Below are 15,521 nucleotides of genomic sequence, written 5' to 3'. Positions count from 1 at the left end.
CAATGACCGCACCGATCCGTGTCGTGATCGCCAAGCCCGGCCTGGACGGGCACGACCGTGGAGCCAAGGTAGTCGCCCGTGCCCTGCGGGACGCGGGTGTCGAGGTCGTCTACACGGGGCTCCACCAGACACCGCGCCGGATCGTCGACACGGCGATCCAGGAAGACGCCGACGGCATCGGCCTCTCGGTGCTCTCCGGCGCCCATATGACGCTCTTCGCGGAGGTCCTCGGACTCCTCGACGAAGCGGACGCGCGCGACATCACGGTGTTCGGGGGCGGCATCATCCCCGAGGCCGACATCCCGCTGCTCCGGGAGATGGGCGTGGCCGCGGTCTTCACTCCCGGATGCCCCACCCCGGACATCACCCGCTGGGTGACCGACCGCCTGGCTCCTCGTCCCGTGAGGTAGCTCACGCGTCGGGGCCCGCTGTGTGTCCTGACCGGTCGGTGTGATGCCCCAGAGACTCCAAAGACCGTTTCCCGCGCTCGAAGTGATCGTTTCCCACCGCGCAGGTGACTCCTCCTCGGCTCGTTCGCAGCCCGGAGGCCGGGCTGGAGGCCTCCCGCAGGCGGGTGGCCTCCCAGGGGCCCCTGGCGATCAGAAGCGGCTGACCATCCCCGGGATGCCCGGGGGTGTCGGGAGCGGCAGCCGGTTCGGGGCGTTGCGTTCGTCTGCGGCCGGAGCGGCCTTGCAGTTCGTGCGGACCGCCTCGGGAGTCCGGCCCAGCTTGTAGGTGGCATGCCGCGCGGCGGTCCCCTCGGTCCATCGGGTGAAGGCGGGCTCGGCGCCCTCCGCCCAGACCTGGATCATCCCGCGCCAGCCCCGGGCCGGGTCGACGGCGCTGTCCAGCACGAAGCGGTCGGAGCGCTCGGGAACATCTGTGTGTAGACGGCGCCGAGGCAGGTGCCGTAGGAGTATCCGAGGTAGGAGATCTTCTTCTCGCCGAGCACGGCGCGGATGACGTCCATGTCCCGGGCGGTGTTGCGGGTGGTGATGTGGCGCAGCTTGTCGCCCTGCCTTTTGCTTTCCCTTCGCCACATTGCCCGTCGGTGCCTTTGGTGCTGCGTGGAACAGCCAGTGCCGAGCGAGAGAATGCGGCGCCTGCCGAGCACGTCGCCCAGCCGGCCGCCGAGCAGCAGCAGCCCACCGCCGGTGATCGTGTACCCGACCACGACCCAGGTCAGGGCGTGACCGTCGGCCCCGAAGTCGGCGCCGATCGAGGGCAGGGCGACATCCGTCGCCCCCGACGGCCGCCGGGCGACCGTGCTCATCAACGAGTCCCCGACCACCGACGCGAGCACCACGGCCTTCATCGCAGCGATCGACACGGCACTCTGTGCGAAGCCTGAGCCGGACACCGGCCCTTGACGATACGACGCTGTCCACCAACTGCTCGGGGGCGTTGCTCACCCTGCGCGGGACGGACGCGGTCGAGCCGGACGGTGATGACGATCAGCGCCCCCCGCGGTCGAGGGCGGCGACCTCGCGTACGGCCTCGGCGATGGCCGGAAAGTCCTTCTTGAGGAGCGCGCCGTGGTTGCTGGCGACCTTCGCGCTGATCCGGATGTTCGGGTTGCCGGCGGTCACCGCGTCGAGGCCGGTGCGTATCCGTTCCTGCTCATCACCGCGGCTTCCGAAGGACGACCCGGAGGCGACCACGTACCGCACCGGGACGGTGATGCCGTCCAGCACGGGGCCCAGCTCGCGCTCCCGGGAGAGCTTGCCGAGCTCGATGTTGCTGTCGGCCTGCTGGCCGGCGGTCATCCGCGGGGTCAGGCCCGTCGGGCGCAGCAGCGGCATGAACCAGCCCAACCGCCGAAACAGCTTCCGGATCTGCCGCTCCATGGCCTCGTCCAGCCAGTCGTACGGGAACGCGCCGTCGACCAGGACCGCGCCCACGGCACGCTCCGGATTCCGGTTGGCCCAGTGCGCCGCGACGACCGCCCCGTAGGACCAGCCGACCATCAGCGCCCGGTCCACGCCCCTGGCCGCGAGAACGGCGTCGACATCCCGGACGGCGGCCTCGAAGGAGTAGTCCGCCGAACGCTTCGACTTGCCGCGGGCCCGCTCGTCGTAGGTGATGTGCCGCCACCCCGTGCCCAGTTCGGCGATGACCCGTCGCCAGTACCCCTGGGTGGCGAACTGGCCGTTGAGGTAGACCACCGGGATCCCGGGGCCGCCGGTGTCGGTGACGGCCAGGGCCGTGTCGTCGACCGGCACCATGCCGGTCCACGTCGAACTGCTCGAACTGGTCGAGGAAGTGCTGTTCTTCGTCATGTGTTCTCCCTGGTGGTGGGCTCGGCCGGATAGTCCTGGTGCTGTTCGTTCAGAGGCTGCGGGCGGTGATGTCGCCGTGCGAGGTGGTGGCGCGGATGTCGAGTTCGGCGGTGCCGTCGTTCTTGAGGGAGTTGCTGACGCGTCCGTAGCCGGTGCCGGCGTCCAGGGCGGCCGGGACACCCGCGGCGGCGACGACCGAGATGTCGCCGGACTGGGTGCGGAGCACGACCGTGCCGCGCACGGCCTCGGCGATCCGGATGTCGCCCCTCGCGGAGCTGATCTCCGCGGGCCCGCCCAGCCGGCCGACCTCGACGTCGCCGTCGATCGCGGTGAGGCGGAGGCTCGCGGCTTCGTCGATCTTGATCCGGCGGTACGCGCCGTCGAAGACGACGTCGCCGAGGCGCCCGACGCCGCGGAGCTCGGCGCTGTCGGCCCTGGCCTCGACGCGGGAGCCGGCGGGCAGTTGGACCGTGACCTCCAGGGCTCCGGACGGGCCGAGGAGCTGGTTGCCGGAGGCCGAGGCCGTGATCCGCAGGACGCCGTCGGCGTAGGCGACGGTGGTCCGCTCGGCGGTCTCGGTGTCGCGCCTCTTGGAGGGGTTGGCGGGCAGGACCTCGACGGTGGTGTCGGCGCGGTCCGCGGCGATGAACTGGATGCGTCCGGCCGGGACGTCCAGGACGGCGGAGATCGGGGCGGGGGTGTCGAACTTCTGCATCGTGCTCTCCTTGGCTCTTCGTTTCGGACAATGGAAAGCTACGTTGCATTCACGGATGTGGCAACCACTTTGTTGCGTACGCTCAGAATAAATGCAGGTCAAGGTGGTAAATCGTTGCAACGTCTCTGGAATTAACGCAACGAAGGAAGGGTGTTCGTTGCAATGGATTGAAAGTGAACGCACTATTGGAGGCGTACCGTCCCTGTTCGATTACAGTGCTGAGCCGGCGTACGTATGGACCCCTGGGAGGTCAAGGTGGGTGCGACTGCCGGTGCCGTCTGGGGGCGTACGGAGCAGCAGGACTTTCGTAGCCGGGTGCGGGGGACGCTCCTCGGCTTGGCCGTCGGGGACGCGCTGGGTGCGCCCGTGGACGGGCTGGGGATCGACGGGATCAGGGAGGCGTACGGGGCGGAGGGGCTGGTCGATCTGGCTCCCGCCTATGGCAGACGCGGTGCCGTCACCCATCTCACCCAGCTCACCCTGTTCTCCGTGGACGGGCTGATACGGGCCCAGGTGCGGCGGGACACCGGCGCCTGGCATCCGCCCACCGACCTGCACCGGGCCTATCTGCGCTGGGCCGCCACGCAGCGGGACTGGGGGCCCGACGAGCGGCGCAAGGACGACGGGTGGCTCGCGCGGGAGGAGTGGCTGTACGCGCGCAGGGATCCGGGTCGTGCGCTGCTCCTCGGGCTCGCCGACGAGACCATGGGGATCCCCGAGGCGCCCAAGAATCCCGGTGAGCTGGGGCCCGAGGCCGCCGTCCGGTCCGCCCCGTTCGGGCTCCTCGTGGGGTGGGAGCCGCAGCTCGTGGTCCAGCTCGCGGTGGAGTGCGCGGCGCAGACCCACGGTCATCCCACGGCGTATCTCGCGGCGGGTGCGTACGCCGCGATCGTGCACGCCCTCGCCCTGGGGGAGAGCCTCGACGGTGCCGTGCAGCGGGCCTTCGCACTGCTGGCCGCCCGGCCCGGGCACCAGCCCGTGTCGGACGCGCTCCAGCAGGCGCTCGGTGCCGTACGCCAGGGGCTGCCCGGGCCGGAGCGCGTGGCGGAGCTGTGCGGGGCCGGTACGGCGGAGAGCCTCGTCGGTGCCGCCGCGTACTGCGCCCTCGTCGCCGCCGACGTCCGGCACGGACTGAGGCTCGCCGTCAACCACGACGGCCCCTCCGCCGCCACCGGCGCGCTGACGGGCGGCCTGCTCGGCGCCCTGCACGGCGAAACGGCCCTCCCTCCGGCCTGGCTGGCCGAGCTGGAGGGCCGTCCCACGATCCTGGAACTGGCCGACGACTTCGCCATGGAGATGACCCAGGGGCCCGCCCTGCACGGGCCCGGGGGTCGTCGCCGGGGTGGCTCGCCCGCTATCCGAGGGCCTGAGCCCAGCCCCCGGTCTTCGCGCCTCAGTCCTTGACCGTCGTCCGCACCACCTCGTCCGCCGGCCCGGTCGGTGCCGGAACCGCGGCCGCCGCCGTCCCGTCCCCGTCCGTGTTGATCTTTTCGATGAGCGCCAGCCGCTCCGGGGTGTCCTCCGGCTTGACGTAGCCGACGAGGATGTAGAGGACCAGGGACACCGCCAGCGGGATCGACACCTGGTACTGGAGCGGCACGCCGCCCTCGACGTTCCAGTTGATCGGGTAGTTCACCAGCCAGAAGGCGAGCAGGCCCATCGACCAGCTGACGAGGGCCGCCGTCGGGCCGGAGCGGCGGAACGCCCGCAGCAGGCCCAGCATCATCGGGATCGCCATCGGGCCCATCAGACCGGCCACCCACTTGATGACGACCGTGATGATGTCCTTGAACGTCGGGGAGTTGACCTGCGTCGCCGCCGCCATGGACAGACCGAGGAAGACGACCGTCGCGATCCGGGCGACCCGCAGGCCCTGGCTCTGGTTCCAGGCCCGGGCCCGTGCCCAGATCACCGGCGCGCAGTCCCGGGTGAACACGGCCGCGATGGCGTTGGCGTCCGAGGAGCACATGGCCATGGTGTGCGAGAAGAAGCCGACGATGACCAGGCCCAGCAGGCCGTGCGGCAGGAGCTGTTCGGTCATCAGGGCGTAGGAGTCGGAGCCGTCGGCCTTCTGCGACTCGACCAGCAGCGGGGACATCCACATGGGGAAGAACAGCACCAGCGGCCAGACCAGCCAGAGGATCGCCGACAGCCGGGCCGACCGCTCGGCCTCCTTGGCGTTGGGCGTGGCCATGTAGCGCTGGGCCTGGTTGAGCATGCCGCCGTTGTACTCGAAGAGCTTGATGAAGAGGAACGCCAGCAGGAACACCGTGCCGTAGGGGCCGACCAGCGGTTTCTCATGGCCCTGGAGCTCGGGGGAGTCCCAGACGCCGAAGAAGCCGCCGTGGTCGTCGAGCCGTACGAACACGGCCACGAACATCGCGATGCCGGCCAGCAACTGGATGATGAACTGGCCGAGTTCGGTCAGCGCGTCCGCCCAGAGGCCGCCGATCGTGCAGTAGATCGCCGTGATGCCGCCGGTGATGAGGATGCCCTGGTTGAGGGAGATCCCCGTGAAGACGGACAGCAGCGTCGCGATCGCCGCCCACTTCGCGCCCACGTCCACGATCTTCAGCAGCATGCCGGACCAGGCCAGCGCCTGTTGGGTCTTCAGGTCGTAACGGTTCTTCAGGTACTCCAGCGGGGAGGCCACATGGAGTCGTGAGCGCAGCCGGTTGATGCGCGGCGCGAACAGCTTGGAACCGATGGCGATGCCGAGGGCGATCGGGAAGGACCAGGTGACGAAGGACGTGACGCCGTAGGTGTAGGCGATGCCCGCGTACCCGGTGAACATCACCGCGCTGTAGCCCGACATGTGGTGGGAGATGCCGGAGAGCCACCACGGCATCTTGCCGCCGGCGGTGAAGAAGTCGCTGACGTTGTCCACGCGTTTGTGCGACCAGACGCCGATCGCGACCATCACGGCGAAGTAGCCGATGAGCACGGCCCAGTCGAGACCGTTCATGAGTCCCCTTCCACGGGTGCGCCGCCAGGGTCAGGCATGTGAACTCTGGGTTCGGTGACGTACGCACGGCAAGGAATGGGAAGGTCAAGAGACCGTAAAAAAGTTCGGTGAGGTGATTACTGTTTACGTACATGAACAAGTGGGTGTGACTGGAAATCGCCCTCAGCGCATCAGCTCACCTGCGTTCACCAGCAGCGACTGGCCCGTGATCGCCCGCGCCCGGTCCGAGGCCAGGAACACCGTCGTGTCCGCCACGTCCGCGTCCGTCGCGAGATCCGGCAGTGCCGTACGACCCGTCAGCCTGCCCAGCACCTCCGCCTCCGACACGCCTTCCTCGTCGGCGGCGAACCGTACGTACGCCCGCACTGGCGGGCCCCACATCCAGCCCGGCAGCACGGTGTTGACCCGGATCCGGTACGGCCCCAGCTCTCGCGCCAGCGAGTACATCGCGCTCGTCAGCGCCCCCTTCGACGCCGCGTACGCCGCCTGTCGCACCCGCGACGGAGCCGCCACCGCCGACTGCGTCCCGACGAACACCACCGAGCCCCCGCCGCCTTCCTTCAGCGCCGGCAGGCACGCCCGGGTCATCCGGAGCGTGCCCAGCAGGTTCACGTCCAGCACCGTGCGCCACGCCTCGAAGTCCGCATCCTCCAGACCGCCGAAGTAACTGTCCGTCGCGGCCACGTGAATCACCGCGTCGAGCCGCCCGAACCGCTCCAGCGCCAGCCCCGCCAGCGCTTCGCACTGCCCCTCGTCGGCGATGTCGGTCACCCGGTACGCCGTGCGCGACCCGTCCGGATCGAGCTCGGCGGCCGTCTTCGCCAGCTTCGCCTCCGTACGGGCCCCGAGCACGGCCCGGCCCCCGTCCCGTACGACGGCCGCCGCCACCTGCCGCCCCAGGCCCGCCCCGACCCCCGACACGACGACCGTCTTCCCCGCGAGCAGTGACATGGCAGTACCTCCCGGAAGCCGGACCGAACACCGGACCCTGGCGCTGTATCTGACGTAGCGTCAGAGTATGAGCCGGCCGCCTACGAAGGGGAAGGCATGAACGACGACGACACCCGCAGCGAGCTGTACGCCGAACTGGCCGCCGTCGGCCCCTACGGCACCCGTCCCGGCCACGCCCTGATCACCAGCCCTGGTGGGTGAAGCCCGCCCAGCCGACCAGGTTGTCGGGGCGGATGTACCGGGCCCGGACGGCGAGGCGGGCCGGCATCTCGGGGGAGTCCTGCGCCGCGGGTCCAGCATCCACAGCTGGGCCCGGCGCAGGGCCTGTCCCGGCGGCAGCGCCTCGCGCCGCAGGTAGTGATGGGTCATGTACATCAGCAAGGAGGTGTCCTCGTCCGGCACCGGCCACAGCGAGCCGAGCACTGTGTGCGCGCCGGCCGCCAGAAAGGCGGTGGCCAGGCTGTACGCCTCGTCGTAGCCGCGGCTCGAGACGTTGCTCCAGCAGGCGGCGAGGCACACCAGGCCGGGCTCGATCCGCCGGGCCGTGCCCTCGGTCAGTTCCTCCGCGGCCAGCCTGCTGCCCCCGGCCAGGTCCAGGTACGCGCTGTGCCGCTCGCCGGGGTCGACCCGTGCGTGACAGGCCAGGTGCAGCACGCCGCCGCGCTGGTCCGCCAGCCGTGCGGACACTTCTGTGGCATCAGCGGTGTCCGCGTCGAGATACGTACCGTCCGGGTAGAACACACGGTGGATCGCCTTGGCCTCCTCGCCCGCGTACCTCAGGTCTCCGGTGGGGTTGCCGATCACCAACGCTGGGCTGCCGGATGCCCCGGCGTCGGGGGGCGTGCGCCCGGCGACCTCGCATAGCGTCCGGGCCGAGGGCGCGTACGAGACCTGTAGTTCCTCCAGCGCATAGCGCCGGCCTGGCCCCTCGGCGCGCCAGGCGGCGTGCCACGGTACGGCGCCGAGCGCGCCGAGGGGGACGAGAACGACGGAGGGGATACGGGAGGGGCCGGACTGGGCGTCGTAGGAGCCGCCGTTTCCGCGGAACTCCGCCGTCAGCGGCGCCAGTACGGACCTCCAGGCCCAGCCGCACAGCCGGTCCAGCGCCTCGGCCCCTCGCGGTGGCACCCCGCCCTGGGGGGCCGTCACCGGACCCGCGTCCCTGCGCGGGCTCCCACCCCCGCGCCTGCGCGGGTCCCGGCCCGCGCCGCCGGCGGCCCGGTACGCCGTGAGCTCCGGGGCGTCGAGGCGCAGGTCCGGCAGCTCGACCGAGCGCAGTGCCCCGCCGGCCCCGACGATCAGCGCGGCGCCGGGAACCGTCCGGCTCCGCGGCACTGGCAGCTCCAGGTTCCCCGCCGGCACCAGGTAGATGAGCGCGTCGGCGCCGAGGGTCCGCAGCCCCCGGGCGATCTCGGCAGGGGCCGGCGTCGCGAGCAGCCTGTTGCGGTACGGCGATGCGGCCAGCACCTTCAGTACCCGGCGCCGCAGCCGCACATCGGGGCCGGTCGTGCGGAGCGCGGCCGTGGGGTCGAGGCGGCCGAGCGGGCCGGGCTCCGGCTCGAACGGCACCGGTCCGGCCGCGCGCCATTCCTCGGCCAGCTCGTCCTGGCCGAGTTGGCTCAGCATGTCCGGCACGGTGGCGCTGACCTGCGCCGCGTGCAGCATCAATGCGCGGCCGCTGTCCAGCGCCCGTACCGCGGTATCGAGTTCGCCGTCCACGACGCACCAGCGGGCGATATCGAGGCAGTGTTCCTCCATCGCCCTGCTGCCCGCCTCCATGGCGTGCCCGGTACCGGATTGGAGGATGACGTTCCAGGCGAGGCCGGACAGCGCGGCGAGGCCGATCTCCCGTGACTCCTTCCACAGCCGCGCGGCGGCGGCCGACCGGGCCTGCGGCATCATCATCGACCGCAAGCGCAGCGCGTCGGCGAGGAGGCGGCCGACGCCGGTCCACAGCGGGTGGGCCGGCCCCTCGGCGGTGCGCCGGACCCGACGCAGCAGGGAGATGGCCTGGTCGATGTGGGCGATGATCCGTCGGCCCGCAGGAGACAGGTGGCTGAGCGGCTTCGGTTCCCAGCGGATGAGTCCGGCCCGCAGGAGGTGAGCGGTGGCCAGTTGGGCCGCGCACCGCATCCAGTGCTCGCCGTCCTCCTCGCACTGCTCCAGAGCCTCCTGGAGCAGGCCGATGGCCTCGGCCATCGCCTCCGGGTTCTCGTCGTACGCAGCTCCGGGGATCACTTCGAGTGCGGCCTGCACCAGCGCGTAAGGGTCCGTCGGGTCGGGCCGCTTGTGGGCGCCGAGCCGGGGCCGCGATCCCGGCCAGGGCTCGCCCGTCCGGTCGGCGATCAGGCTCCGGAGCTTCAACCGGTCGGTGGCGAGCCACGACTCGGCGCTGTCCCGCCCCGGGTGGTGGCGCGGCAGCCGGGCCAGGGCGATCTCCTGCTCGCGGATGTACCGGGCCAGTGCCTCCTCGTCCCTGCCGAGGTAGGCCCGGCCGGCGCGAAGGCAGGCGATGTAGCAGGTGAGGTACACCTGGTCGTCCGGCCGGTCGGCCAGGCCCCGCCGGGCCGCGGCCAACTCCTCGATTGCCACGTCGAGTTCGCCCTCGCCCCCGCGCAGCCGTGCGTGCTCCGCCCGCGCCACCGCACGGCCGATGACAAAGCCGGTGGCGGTGGCGTCAGGCGTCCCGTCCATGGCCGGGAGCAGGCCGGAAGCCGACTCGAGGTCCTCCACCGCCTGCTGGAGCAGCCCCGGATCCGTGTGCGTGGCGGTGGCGTCCTGAAGCACGACGAGCGCCAGGACACCCTTGATGAACGCCTGCCACTCCGGATCCCGCCTGGTCCGCGCCGCCGCCGCCAGTTCCTGCGCCTGTTCGTGCGTGCAGCACGGCCCGCTCTGCCGCATCAGTGGTACGAGCTGGAGCAGATAGCCGGCGAAGGCCGGGTGGCGCGGGTCGGTGGCGGGCATGCTCCGCCAGTGGGCGTAGTAGAGGTCGAAGGCCGCCGCGGCATCGGCCGTGCCCGCGTGCTCCGCGACCATCGCGCTGAGTCGCTCGGTCGCCGTGATCCACGCCCGGTCACCGATCACCGCCTTCACAGAGCGCACCAGAGACTCGAGGTCGAGGGGATCAGGCATACGGATAACCGCTCCTCACCACTGGGGCACGACGGTGCGCACCTGAACCGTCTGCGTGGCCCACTGCCCAGGCCCGCCCGCTTCCCCCGGCCCGGCGTCCCTGCTGCTCCGCTCCGGCGCGTCGAACCGCAGCACCCCGTCCGCGTGCCGGAGGGCGGTATCCCGGCTGCCGAGGGGCGCGAGCGGGTCCCAGCGGTCGAGATGGAAGGGCACGGTGTTCAGCTCGCCCTCGCAGACGATCAGCTTCAGCCAGTCCCGTACGAACGCGCCGGGCCGCGGCGGCCGGTGCGGCGGCAGGGACAGCTGGACGGGCCGGTTGTCCAGGGCGTACGCGATGCGGCCGGGGCCGACGAACCGGCCGTCGTCGAAGAGCCCGGTGTGGGAGGCGTAGCTGTCGGTGAGGTCGAGCAGGACGCACCACAGCCGGCGGCCCGTGGTGGCCCGGTGGCGGATCCGTACGGAGACCAGTGGCGGCACGGGGCCGGCGGGTCCGAGGCCGTACCGGCAGACGACCTCTCCGTTGCCGTCCGGCACCAGCGGGACGTCGCTGTCCCATGGCGTGATCTCCAGCCGGACCCGTCCCGTCAGTGGGCCGAAAGGCGCCTCGAGGTCGCGGAGCCGGTGCCAGCGGGTCAGGTGGATGAGGCAGGCCGCGACCCGGTCCGCGTCCTCGGCCCCGGCCATCGGCAGCGGGTGGACGAAGGGGGAGCCGTCGCGCCGCAGCACGTGAGCCAGGCCCTCGCGGGCCTCGACCCGGAACAGCAGGCCGCCGGCCTCCTCCGGCCGACCGACGAGGCGCAGCAGCGGGGAGGGCCCGGCGCCGGGCCCGGCTTCGGCGACCGCCCGCTCCAGCGCCCGAGCCGCGGCGGGGTCGCCGGGTGCGGACAGGGCGACCGAGGCCGCCGGCACGGCCAGTGCGGAGAGAGCCACCGGGTAGACCCGCGCCGGCTCCGGGGCCCAGCCCACCGGCTCGACGAGCGTGCGTTCCGAGTCCACGGTCACGGCCCTGACCGTCCGGCCCACGGCCTCCGTCCGCTCAGGAGCCCGCCGGGGAGTATCGGGCCGGGTCACCCGGAACTCGGTGCCCGGCCCCGGGGGTAGGCCGTGGCCGCTGCCGCAGTCGACCTGCCAGCCGTCCTGCCGGTCCTCCCACAGCAGGTACGGGCTGGGCTCGCGCGCCCCGGCTCCGCCGAGGAACGGCTGGTCGGCAACCCCGCCGGGTTCGGCGGGTGTCAGCGTCGGCCGCTGGTACTCGCAGGAGACCTGCAGCCGGGACCGGGTGGCGGCGTGCACCTCGCGGTACGTCGCGGCCGGCCCTGCCGCGCGCAGCGCGCCCAGCAGGGCGTACGTGAACAGACCATGCGTCCGGCCGCCGAACCGGCCCTCGTAGGAGGGCTGGTCGAGCCGGGTGGCGGCGAGCAGCACATGCCGGGCCGGCTGCTCGGGAAGGCGGGCGTCGCGTGCGGCCGCCGCGAACCAGGCGGGGTCGGGGGACGCGAAGCGCGGAGTGAGGTGCCGGCCGCGGGTGGCGCCGCCGGCGTAGCAGCAATCCAGGACCGCGACCGTGTGGGCGCCGCCCGCGGCCACCTCGTTGAGGAGCGCGCCGAGGCGTTTGTCGACGAGCAGGCCGTCCGCGCAGACGAGGGCCTGGTAGCGGCCGGTGGCCTCGATGTCCAGGTGCACTCGTTCGGTGGCCGGCTTCTCGGTGCCGTGGCCGGAGAACCAGAACAGCGCCGTGTCCCCGGGCCCCGCCTGTCCGAGGTGGCGTCGGATGGCCGTCTCGACAGCGCTCACGGTGGCGTCGCCGTTCAGCGACTTACTGAGCTCGAGCCGCCCGCCGGCGCGTCGCAGCAGCATCTCTTCGGCGGCCTCGATGTCGTTGAGACACCCTGCGAGCGGTGTGCAACGGTTGGCGGTGTAGGTGTTGATGCCCGTGAGCAGGGCGTAAACGGTTCCCATCCGGCAGCCGCTCACCGGTCGTTATAGACGCGGACTTGTTGCGGCCGCACGACGCGCTCATCCATCCGGTAGCCGTGCCGCACCACTTCCGCGATCTCGCCGCTCTGTTCCGGGGAGAGCGCGGCGATCGCCCCGACGGCCTCCTGCATGTCGGGGTTGAACGGGCCGCGGGTGACGGGGATGCGGGTCATGCCGTACTTCTCCAGCAGAGCCAGCAGCTCCGCGGCGACGGAGCCGGCGAAGGCGTCGCCCTGCGCGGCCTGCCGCTCGACCCGGTCGACGAGGAGTACGAGGTCGTAGAGCAGCGGCTGCACGATGCGGCCCTCGGCGGCCTTGCGCGTGTGGTCGAGCTCGGTCAGCAGACCGTCGAGGCTGCGGCGGGCCTCCCGGTCGTTGAGCAGCCGTCGGCGAAACTGGTCACCGAGTGCGGCCAGTTCGTCGCGCATGCCGTCGACCGCGTCGGCCACGACGGCGAACGGGTCGGGCCCCGGCGCGGTGGCCGGGGGAGCGGGAGCGGGGTCGGGCCCGGGTTCCGCGACAGGGCCGGGCCGCGGGTCCTGCGGCGGTTCGGCCGGCTCCGGGGGCGGTGGGACGTGCGGCTCCCCCGGCTGGGGCACGAACGGTGGTGTGGTCATGAATCTCTCCCGGGTTGCGGCCTTCAGCGCGGGCGCAGGTCGTTGTAGGTGTGCCGCCATCGCGGCTTGACGCCCATCGCGATCGGCAGCCCGAAGAACCCGGCAAGGGGCAGCAGACCGAGCGGATCCGGCAGCGTGAGCATCAGCGCGACGCAGACGCCCATGACCGAGGCCATGCTCTTGTACCAGCGCCAGGTCCTGCCGAGTGCCTCGGCCGCATCCACCCGGTACGCGGTCAGCCGGTCGCGGAGCTCGACATCCGAGACACCGACGGCCAGCGCTTGGCCCACGCAGTGCGTGACCACCGGGACACTGTCCGCCGAGGCGATGACGTACCGCTGCCTGGTCGGGTGCCAGACCATGGCGCCCTCGGCGCGCCGTAACCAGATCCAGCCGATCTGGTTGCTGACGCCGTTGTGGCCGGGCCACTCCGCCAGGGCTCGTTCGTATGTGCTCAGTGCCTCGTCGTAGCGGCCGGTCCGGTAGAGGCTGTCGGCGGCGGTGATCTGGAGGTCGACGTCGGCGGGTGCGAGCTGAGCCGCCGTCAGGTGCCAGTTGGCGGCGGTGACGTGATCGCCTAGCTGCTCGTAGACCCGGGCGATCAGAGAGTGGGTGAGCGCGTCGCCGGGGTACAGTGCACGAGCCCGCTGGAACTCCTGCAACGCGTCGCCCAACTGACCTTGCTTGGCGTGGAGGGCACCGAGCAGCCGCCAGGCGTCGCCGTTGCCCTCGTCGTGGTGCACGGCCTGCCGCAGCTCGTACAGCGCGCCCTCGTCGTCGCCCTCGCTCATCAGCCTGCGGGCGTGCTTCACCCAGTCCCGGCCGTGCTGGGCTGACTGCGGTTGCGGTTGCGGTTGCGGCGCGGGCTCCGGTGAGCGGGGGCGCTGCCGCGCCTGGTCCAGCCGGCGGTCGTAGGCGTGGCGCCGGGTGGCGTCGAGCAGTTCCTTCCGTGCCTCGTAGATCAGCTCGACCTTGTCCTCGGCCTCCCGTCGCTTCTTGGCGTCGGGGCCCCGGCTGGCCCGGCTCGACCAGGTGCGGAAGGCCCGGTCGAGCTGCCGGGAGACCTGGTCCGCGGTCGCGGCACGGTCGATGCCGAACTCCGCGTAGTAGTCGGGGATGTCGTCGGTCGTCATCGCTGCCGGCTCCGGCTGGAGGGTCGGGACCTACAGGGTCGAGACGCGGGCGACACGGTCACCGAACTCGGCCAGCTCTTCCGGGCTCAGGTTGTCGGGACGTTCGAGCTCGAACTCGCCGAGCCACTTGCCCGTGGTGCCGTCCTTCACCTCGACGTGGATGATGCCGTCGACGTCGTAGGAGTAGAACACCTCGAACGGCGCGCCCTTCGGGTACTGCGGGATCTCGATGGTGCTCTCCCCGACCGTCTTCACGTACGCCAGGTCCTCGTCGTCGCCCTCCGTCACCCGTACCAGGAGCCGCCGTTGCCGGTCGAAGAGAGTGCAGAAGATGTCGCTCTTCTTGGCCGGCACGGGCGTGTTGTGCGGGATGATCACCGTGTTGTACTGGTGGTCGTGGTTCTCCGAGTTGGTCGTGACCATGCCGAGAGACTGCGAGGTGACGTCTTTGATGGACTTCACCTTCCCCTTGGTGAGGCGGGCCAGGCCGTCGCCGGGGGCGGACTCGACGCTCGCGCCGCTGCCGACGTACTTCCGCTTCTCCTCCGCCTCCTCGGCGCGCACCGCGGCATCCAGCGCGACCAGTGCGGCGCCGAGCGCGACCACCTCGTCCTGGGCGATGCCGCGCTCCGGCTCCCTGCCGGAGAGCCGTTGGATCAGCTCCTGCACCATGGGCATCCGGGTGGAGCCGCCGACCAGCAGTATCCGGTCGATGCCGTCCCAGCCGAGGCCGGCCTCCTCCAGCACACCCTCGGTGATGATGCGGGTGCGGTCGAGCAGCTCGGCGGTGATCTCCTCGAACTTCTCGCGGGTCACCCGGATCTGCTCGTGGCGGCCGCCGGCGGAGAGCATCACGACGGCCTGTGGGGCGTTGGAGAGGGTCCGCTTGGCGATCTCCGCCTTGTCGCGCAGCTCAGCCTGAAGCGCGCTGTCCTCATTGAGGTCCGGACCGCCCGAGGCCATGAACGCGCCGTTGAGGTGGTTCATCAGCGCGCCGTCCCAGTCGAATCCGCCGAGGTTGCGGTCCCCGTCGGTGGCAATCACCGTGTAGTCGCCGTCCTCGACCCGCATGACGGTGACGTCGAAGGTGCCGCCGCCCAGGTCGTAGACGAGTACGGTGCCGATGCTCCCACCACCCTCCCCGTCTTCCCCGCCGTCCGCGGAGGACTGCTCGAGGCCATAGGCGAGCGCGGCCGCGGTGGGCTCGTTGACGATACGCAGCACCTCGAGCCCGGCGAGCCGCCCGGCGTCCTGCGTCGCCTTGCGCCGGACGTCGTCGAAGTACGCGGGTACGGTGATCACCGCCTGCTCGACGGGCTCGCCCAACATGATCTCGGCATCTTCCTTGAGGCGTTTGAGTAGCAGAGCGGAGATCTCCTCAGGCCGGTACGGCGTACCGGACTCCGAGTGGTAGACCGGGTTGGTCTCCCCCATGTAGCGCTTGACGAACTGCACCACGTGGTCGGGAGCCGTGGCCGCAGACCGCTTCGCCTGGGAGCCGACGACAACGGTGTCGCCCTGGAACATCACCACGGACGGTGTGATGTTCTCGCCCTCCCGGTTGCGGACGATGGACGGGCTTCCCGACCGGTCGGCGACCGCCACGGCGCAGTACGTCGTCCCCAGGTCGATGCCCACCACACGCGTCACCGCTGATTCCCCCTTAGCGCACGGAACTGCTACCACCGCAATCATGCCCATTCCAGCGGCGGTTGACCGCCGCTTCAGCGTATCTCCCAGGCTCGCGCT

At 71.4% G+C, this 15,521-nt stretch carries 9 protein-coding genes and 3 pseudogenes; 2 read left to right on the top strand and 10 right to left on the bottom strand.

What is annotated here, in order from left to right:
• Positions 1-2 precede the first annotated feature (2 nt).
• Positions 3-410, top strand: a complete 408-nt coding sequence (locus tag V8690_RS17790) for a cobalamin B12-binding domain-containing protein (RefSeq protein ID WP_338780031.1) — start codon at positions 3-5, stop codon at positions 408-410.
• Between the two features lie 291 nt (positions 411-701).
• On the opposite strand, the pseudogene V8690_RS17785 reads toward V8690_RS17790, so the two are convergent.
• From V8690_RS17785 to V8690_RS17775, 3 genes and pseudogenes are all read right to left on the bottom strand, one after another.
• Positions 702-1,018: pseudogene (locus V8690_RS17785) on the bottom strand (alpha/beta fold hydrolase); the annotation flags it as partial.
• A gap of 436 nt (positions 1,019-1,454) precedes the next feature.
• Positions 1,455-2,279 carry an alpha/beta hydrolase gene (locus V8690_RS17780; protein WP_338780029.1) on the bottom strand — a complete coding sequence of 275 codons (825 nt, stop codon included), beginning with the start codon at positions 2,277-2,279 and terminating at the stop codon, positions 1,455-1,457.
• A 49-nt stretch (positions 2,280-2,328) separates the two neighbouring features.
• Positions 2,329-2,994 carry a DUF4097 family beta strand repeat-containing protein gene (locus V8690_RS17775; RefSeq protein ID WP_338780027.1) on the bottom strand — a complete coding sequence of 222 codons (666 nt, stop codon included), beginning with the start codon at positions 2,992-2,994 and terminating at the stop codon, positions 2,329-2,331.
• Positions 2,995-3,249: 255 nt separating this feature from the next.
• Here V8690_RS17775 and V8690_RS17770 point away from each other — a divergent pair.
• Positions 3,250-4,364: pseudogene (locus V8690_RS17770) on the top strand (ADP-ribosylglycohydrolase family protein).
• Positions 4,365-4,387: 23 nt separating this feature from the next.
• Here the strand turns inward: V8690_RS17770 and V8690_RS17765 are convergent.
• The 7 genes and pseudogenes from V8690_RS17765 to V8690_RS17735 all read right to left on the bottom strand — a co-directional run bounded on the left by V8690_RS17765 (position 4,388) and on the right by V8690_RS17735 (position 15,422).
• Positions 4,388-5,959 carry a sodium:solute symporter family protein gene (locus V8690_RS17765; RefSeq protein WP_338780025.1) on the bottom strand — a complete coding sequence of 524 codons (1,572 nt, stop codon included), beginning with the start codon at positions 5,957-5,959 and terminating at the stop codon, positions 4,388-4,390.
• A gap of 162 nt (positions 5,960-6,121) precedes the next feature.
• Positions 6,122-6,910 (bottom strand): SDR family oxidoreductase, encoded by a 789-nt coding sequence (locus V8690_RS17760; RefSeq protein WP_338780024.1) that lies wholly within the window; start codon positions 6,908-6,910, stop codon positions 6,122-6,124.
• 222 nt (positions 6,911-7,132) lie between these two features.
• A pseudogene (locus V8690_RS17755) lies at positions 7,133-8,536 on the bottom strand (CHAT domain-containing protein); the annotation flags it as partial.
• A gap of 1,524 nt (positions 8,537-10,060) precedes the next feature.
• Complete coding sequence (locus tag V8690_RS17750; protein WP_338780022.1) at positions 10,061-12,004, bottom strand: caspase family protein; 1,944 nt, start codon at positions 12,002-12,004, stop codon at positions 10,061-10,063.
• 11 nt (positions 12,005-12,015) lie between these two features.
• The gene (gene grpE / locus V8690_RS17745; protein ID WP_338780020.1) at positions 12,016-12,639 is read right to left on the bottom strand and encodes a nucleotide exchange factor GrpE; all 624 of its coding nucleotides are present in this window, start codon (positions 12,637-12,639) and stop codon (positions 12,016-12,018) included.
• A 23-nt stretch (positions 12,640-12,662) separates the two neighbouring features.
• Positions 12,663-13,772 carry a tetratricopeptide repeat protein gene (locus V8690_RS17740; RefSeq protein WP_338780018.1) on the bottom strand — a complete coding sequence of 370 codons (1,110 nt, stop codon included), beginning with the start codon at positions 13,770-13,772 and terminating at the stop codon, positions 12,663-12,665.
• 30 nt (positions 13,773-13,802) lie between these two features.
• Positions 13,803-15,422 (bottom strand): Hsp70 family protein, encoded by a 1,620-nt coding sequence (locus V8690_RS17735; RefSeq protein ID WP_338780016.1) that lies wholly within the window; start codon positions 15,420-15,422, stop codon positions 13,803-13,805.
• Between the last annotated feature and the right edge of the window lie 99 nt (positions 15,423-15,521).

It is taken from the genome of Streptomyces sp. DG1A-41 (assembly GCF_037055355.1).
Classification (GTDB): Bacteria; Actinomycetota; Actinomycetes; order Streptomycetales; family Streptomycetaceae; genus Streptomyces.
Note: the sequence above shows the minus strand (reverse complement) of the source record. Positions and strands in the feature narration are given on the sequence as shown.

Coding starts and splice junctions, on each gene's coding strand:
- V8690_RS17765 (WP_338780025.1), bottom strand. CDS start 5,959: ATGAACGGTCTCGACTGGGCCGTGCTCATCGGCTACTTCGCCGTGATG.
- V8690_RS17780 (WP_338780029.1), bottom strand. CDS start 2,279: ATGACGAAGAACAGCACTTCCTCGACCAGTTCGAGCAGTTCGACGTGG.
- grpE (WP_338780020.1), bottom strand. CDS start 12,639: ATGACCACACCACCGTTCGTGCCCCAGCCGGGGGAGCCGCACGTCCCA.
- V8690_RS17760 (WP_338780024.1), bottom strand. CDS start 6,910: ATGTCACTGCTCGCGGGGAAGACGGTCGTCGTGTCGGGGGTCGGGGCG.
- V8690_RS17790 (WP_338780031.1), top strand. CDS start 3: ATGACCGCACCGATCCGTGTCGTGATCGCCAAGCCCGGCCTGGACGGG.
- V8690_RS17750 (WP_338780022.1), bottom strand. CDS start 12,004: ATGGGAACCGTTTACGCCCTGCTCACGGGCATCAACACCTACACCGCC.
- V8690_RS17740 (WP_338780018.1), bottom strand. CDS start 13,772: ATGACGACCGACGACATCCCCGACTACTACGCGGAGTTCGGCATCGAC.
- V8690_RS17775 (WP_338780027.1), bottom strand. CDS start 2,994: ATGCAGAAGTTCGACACCCCCGCCCCGATCTCCGCCGTCCTGGACGTC.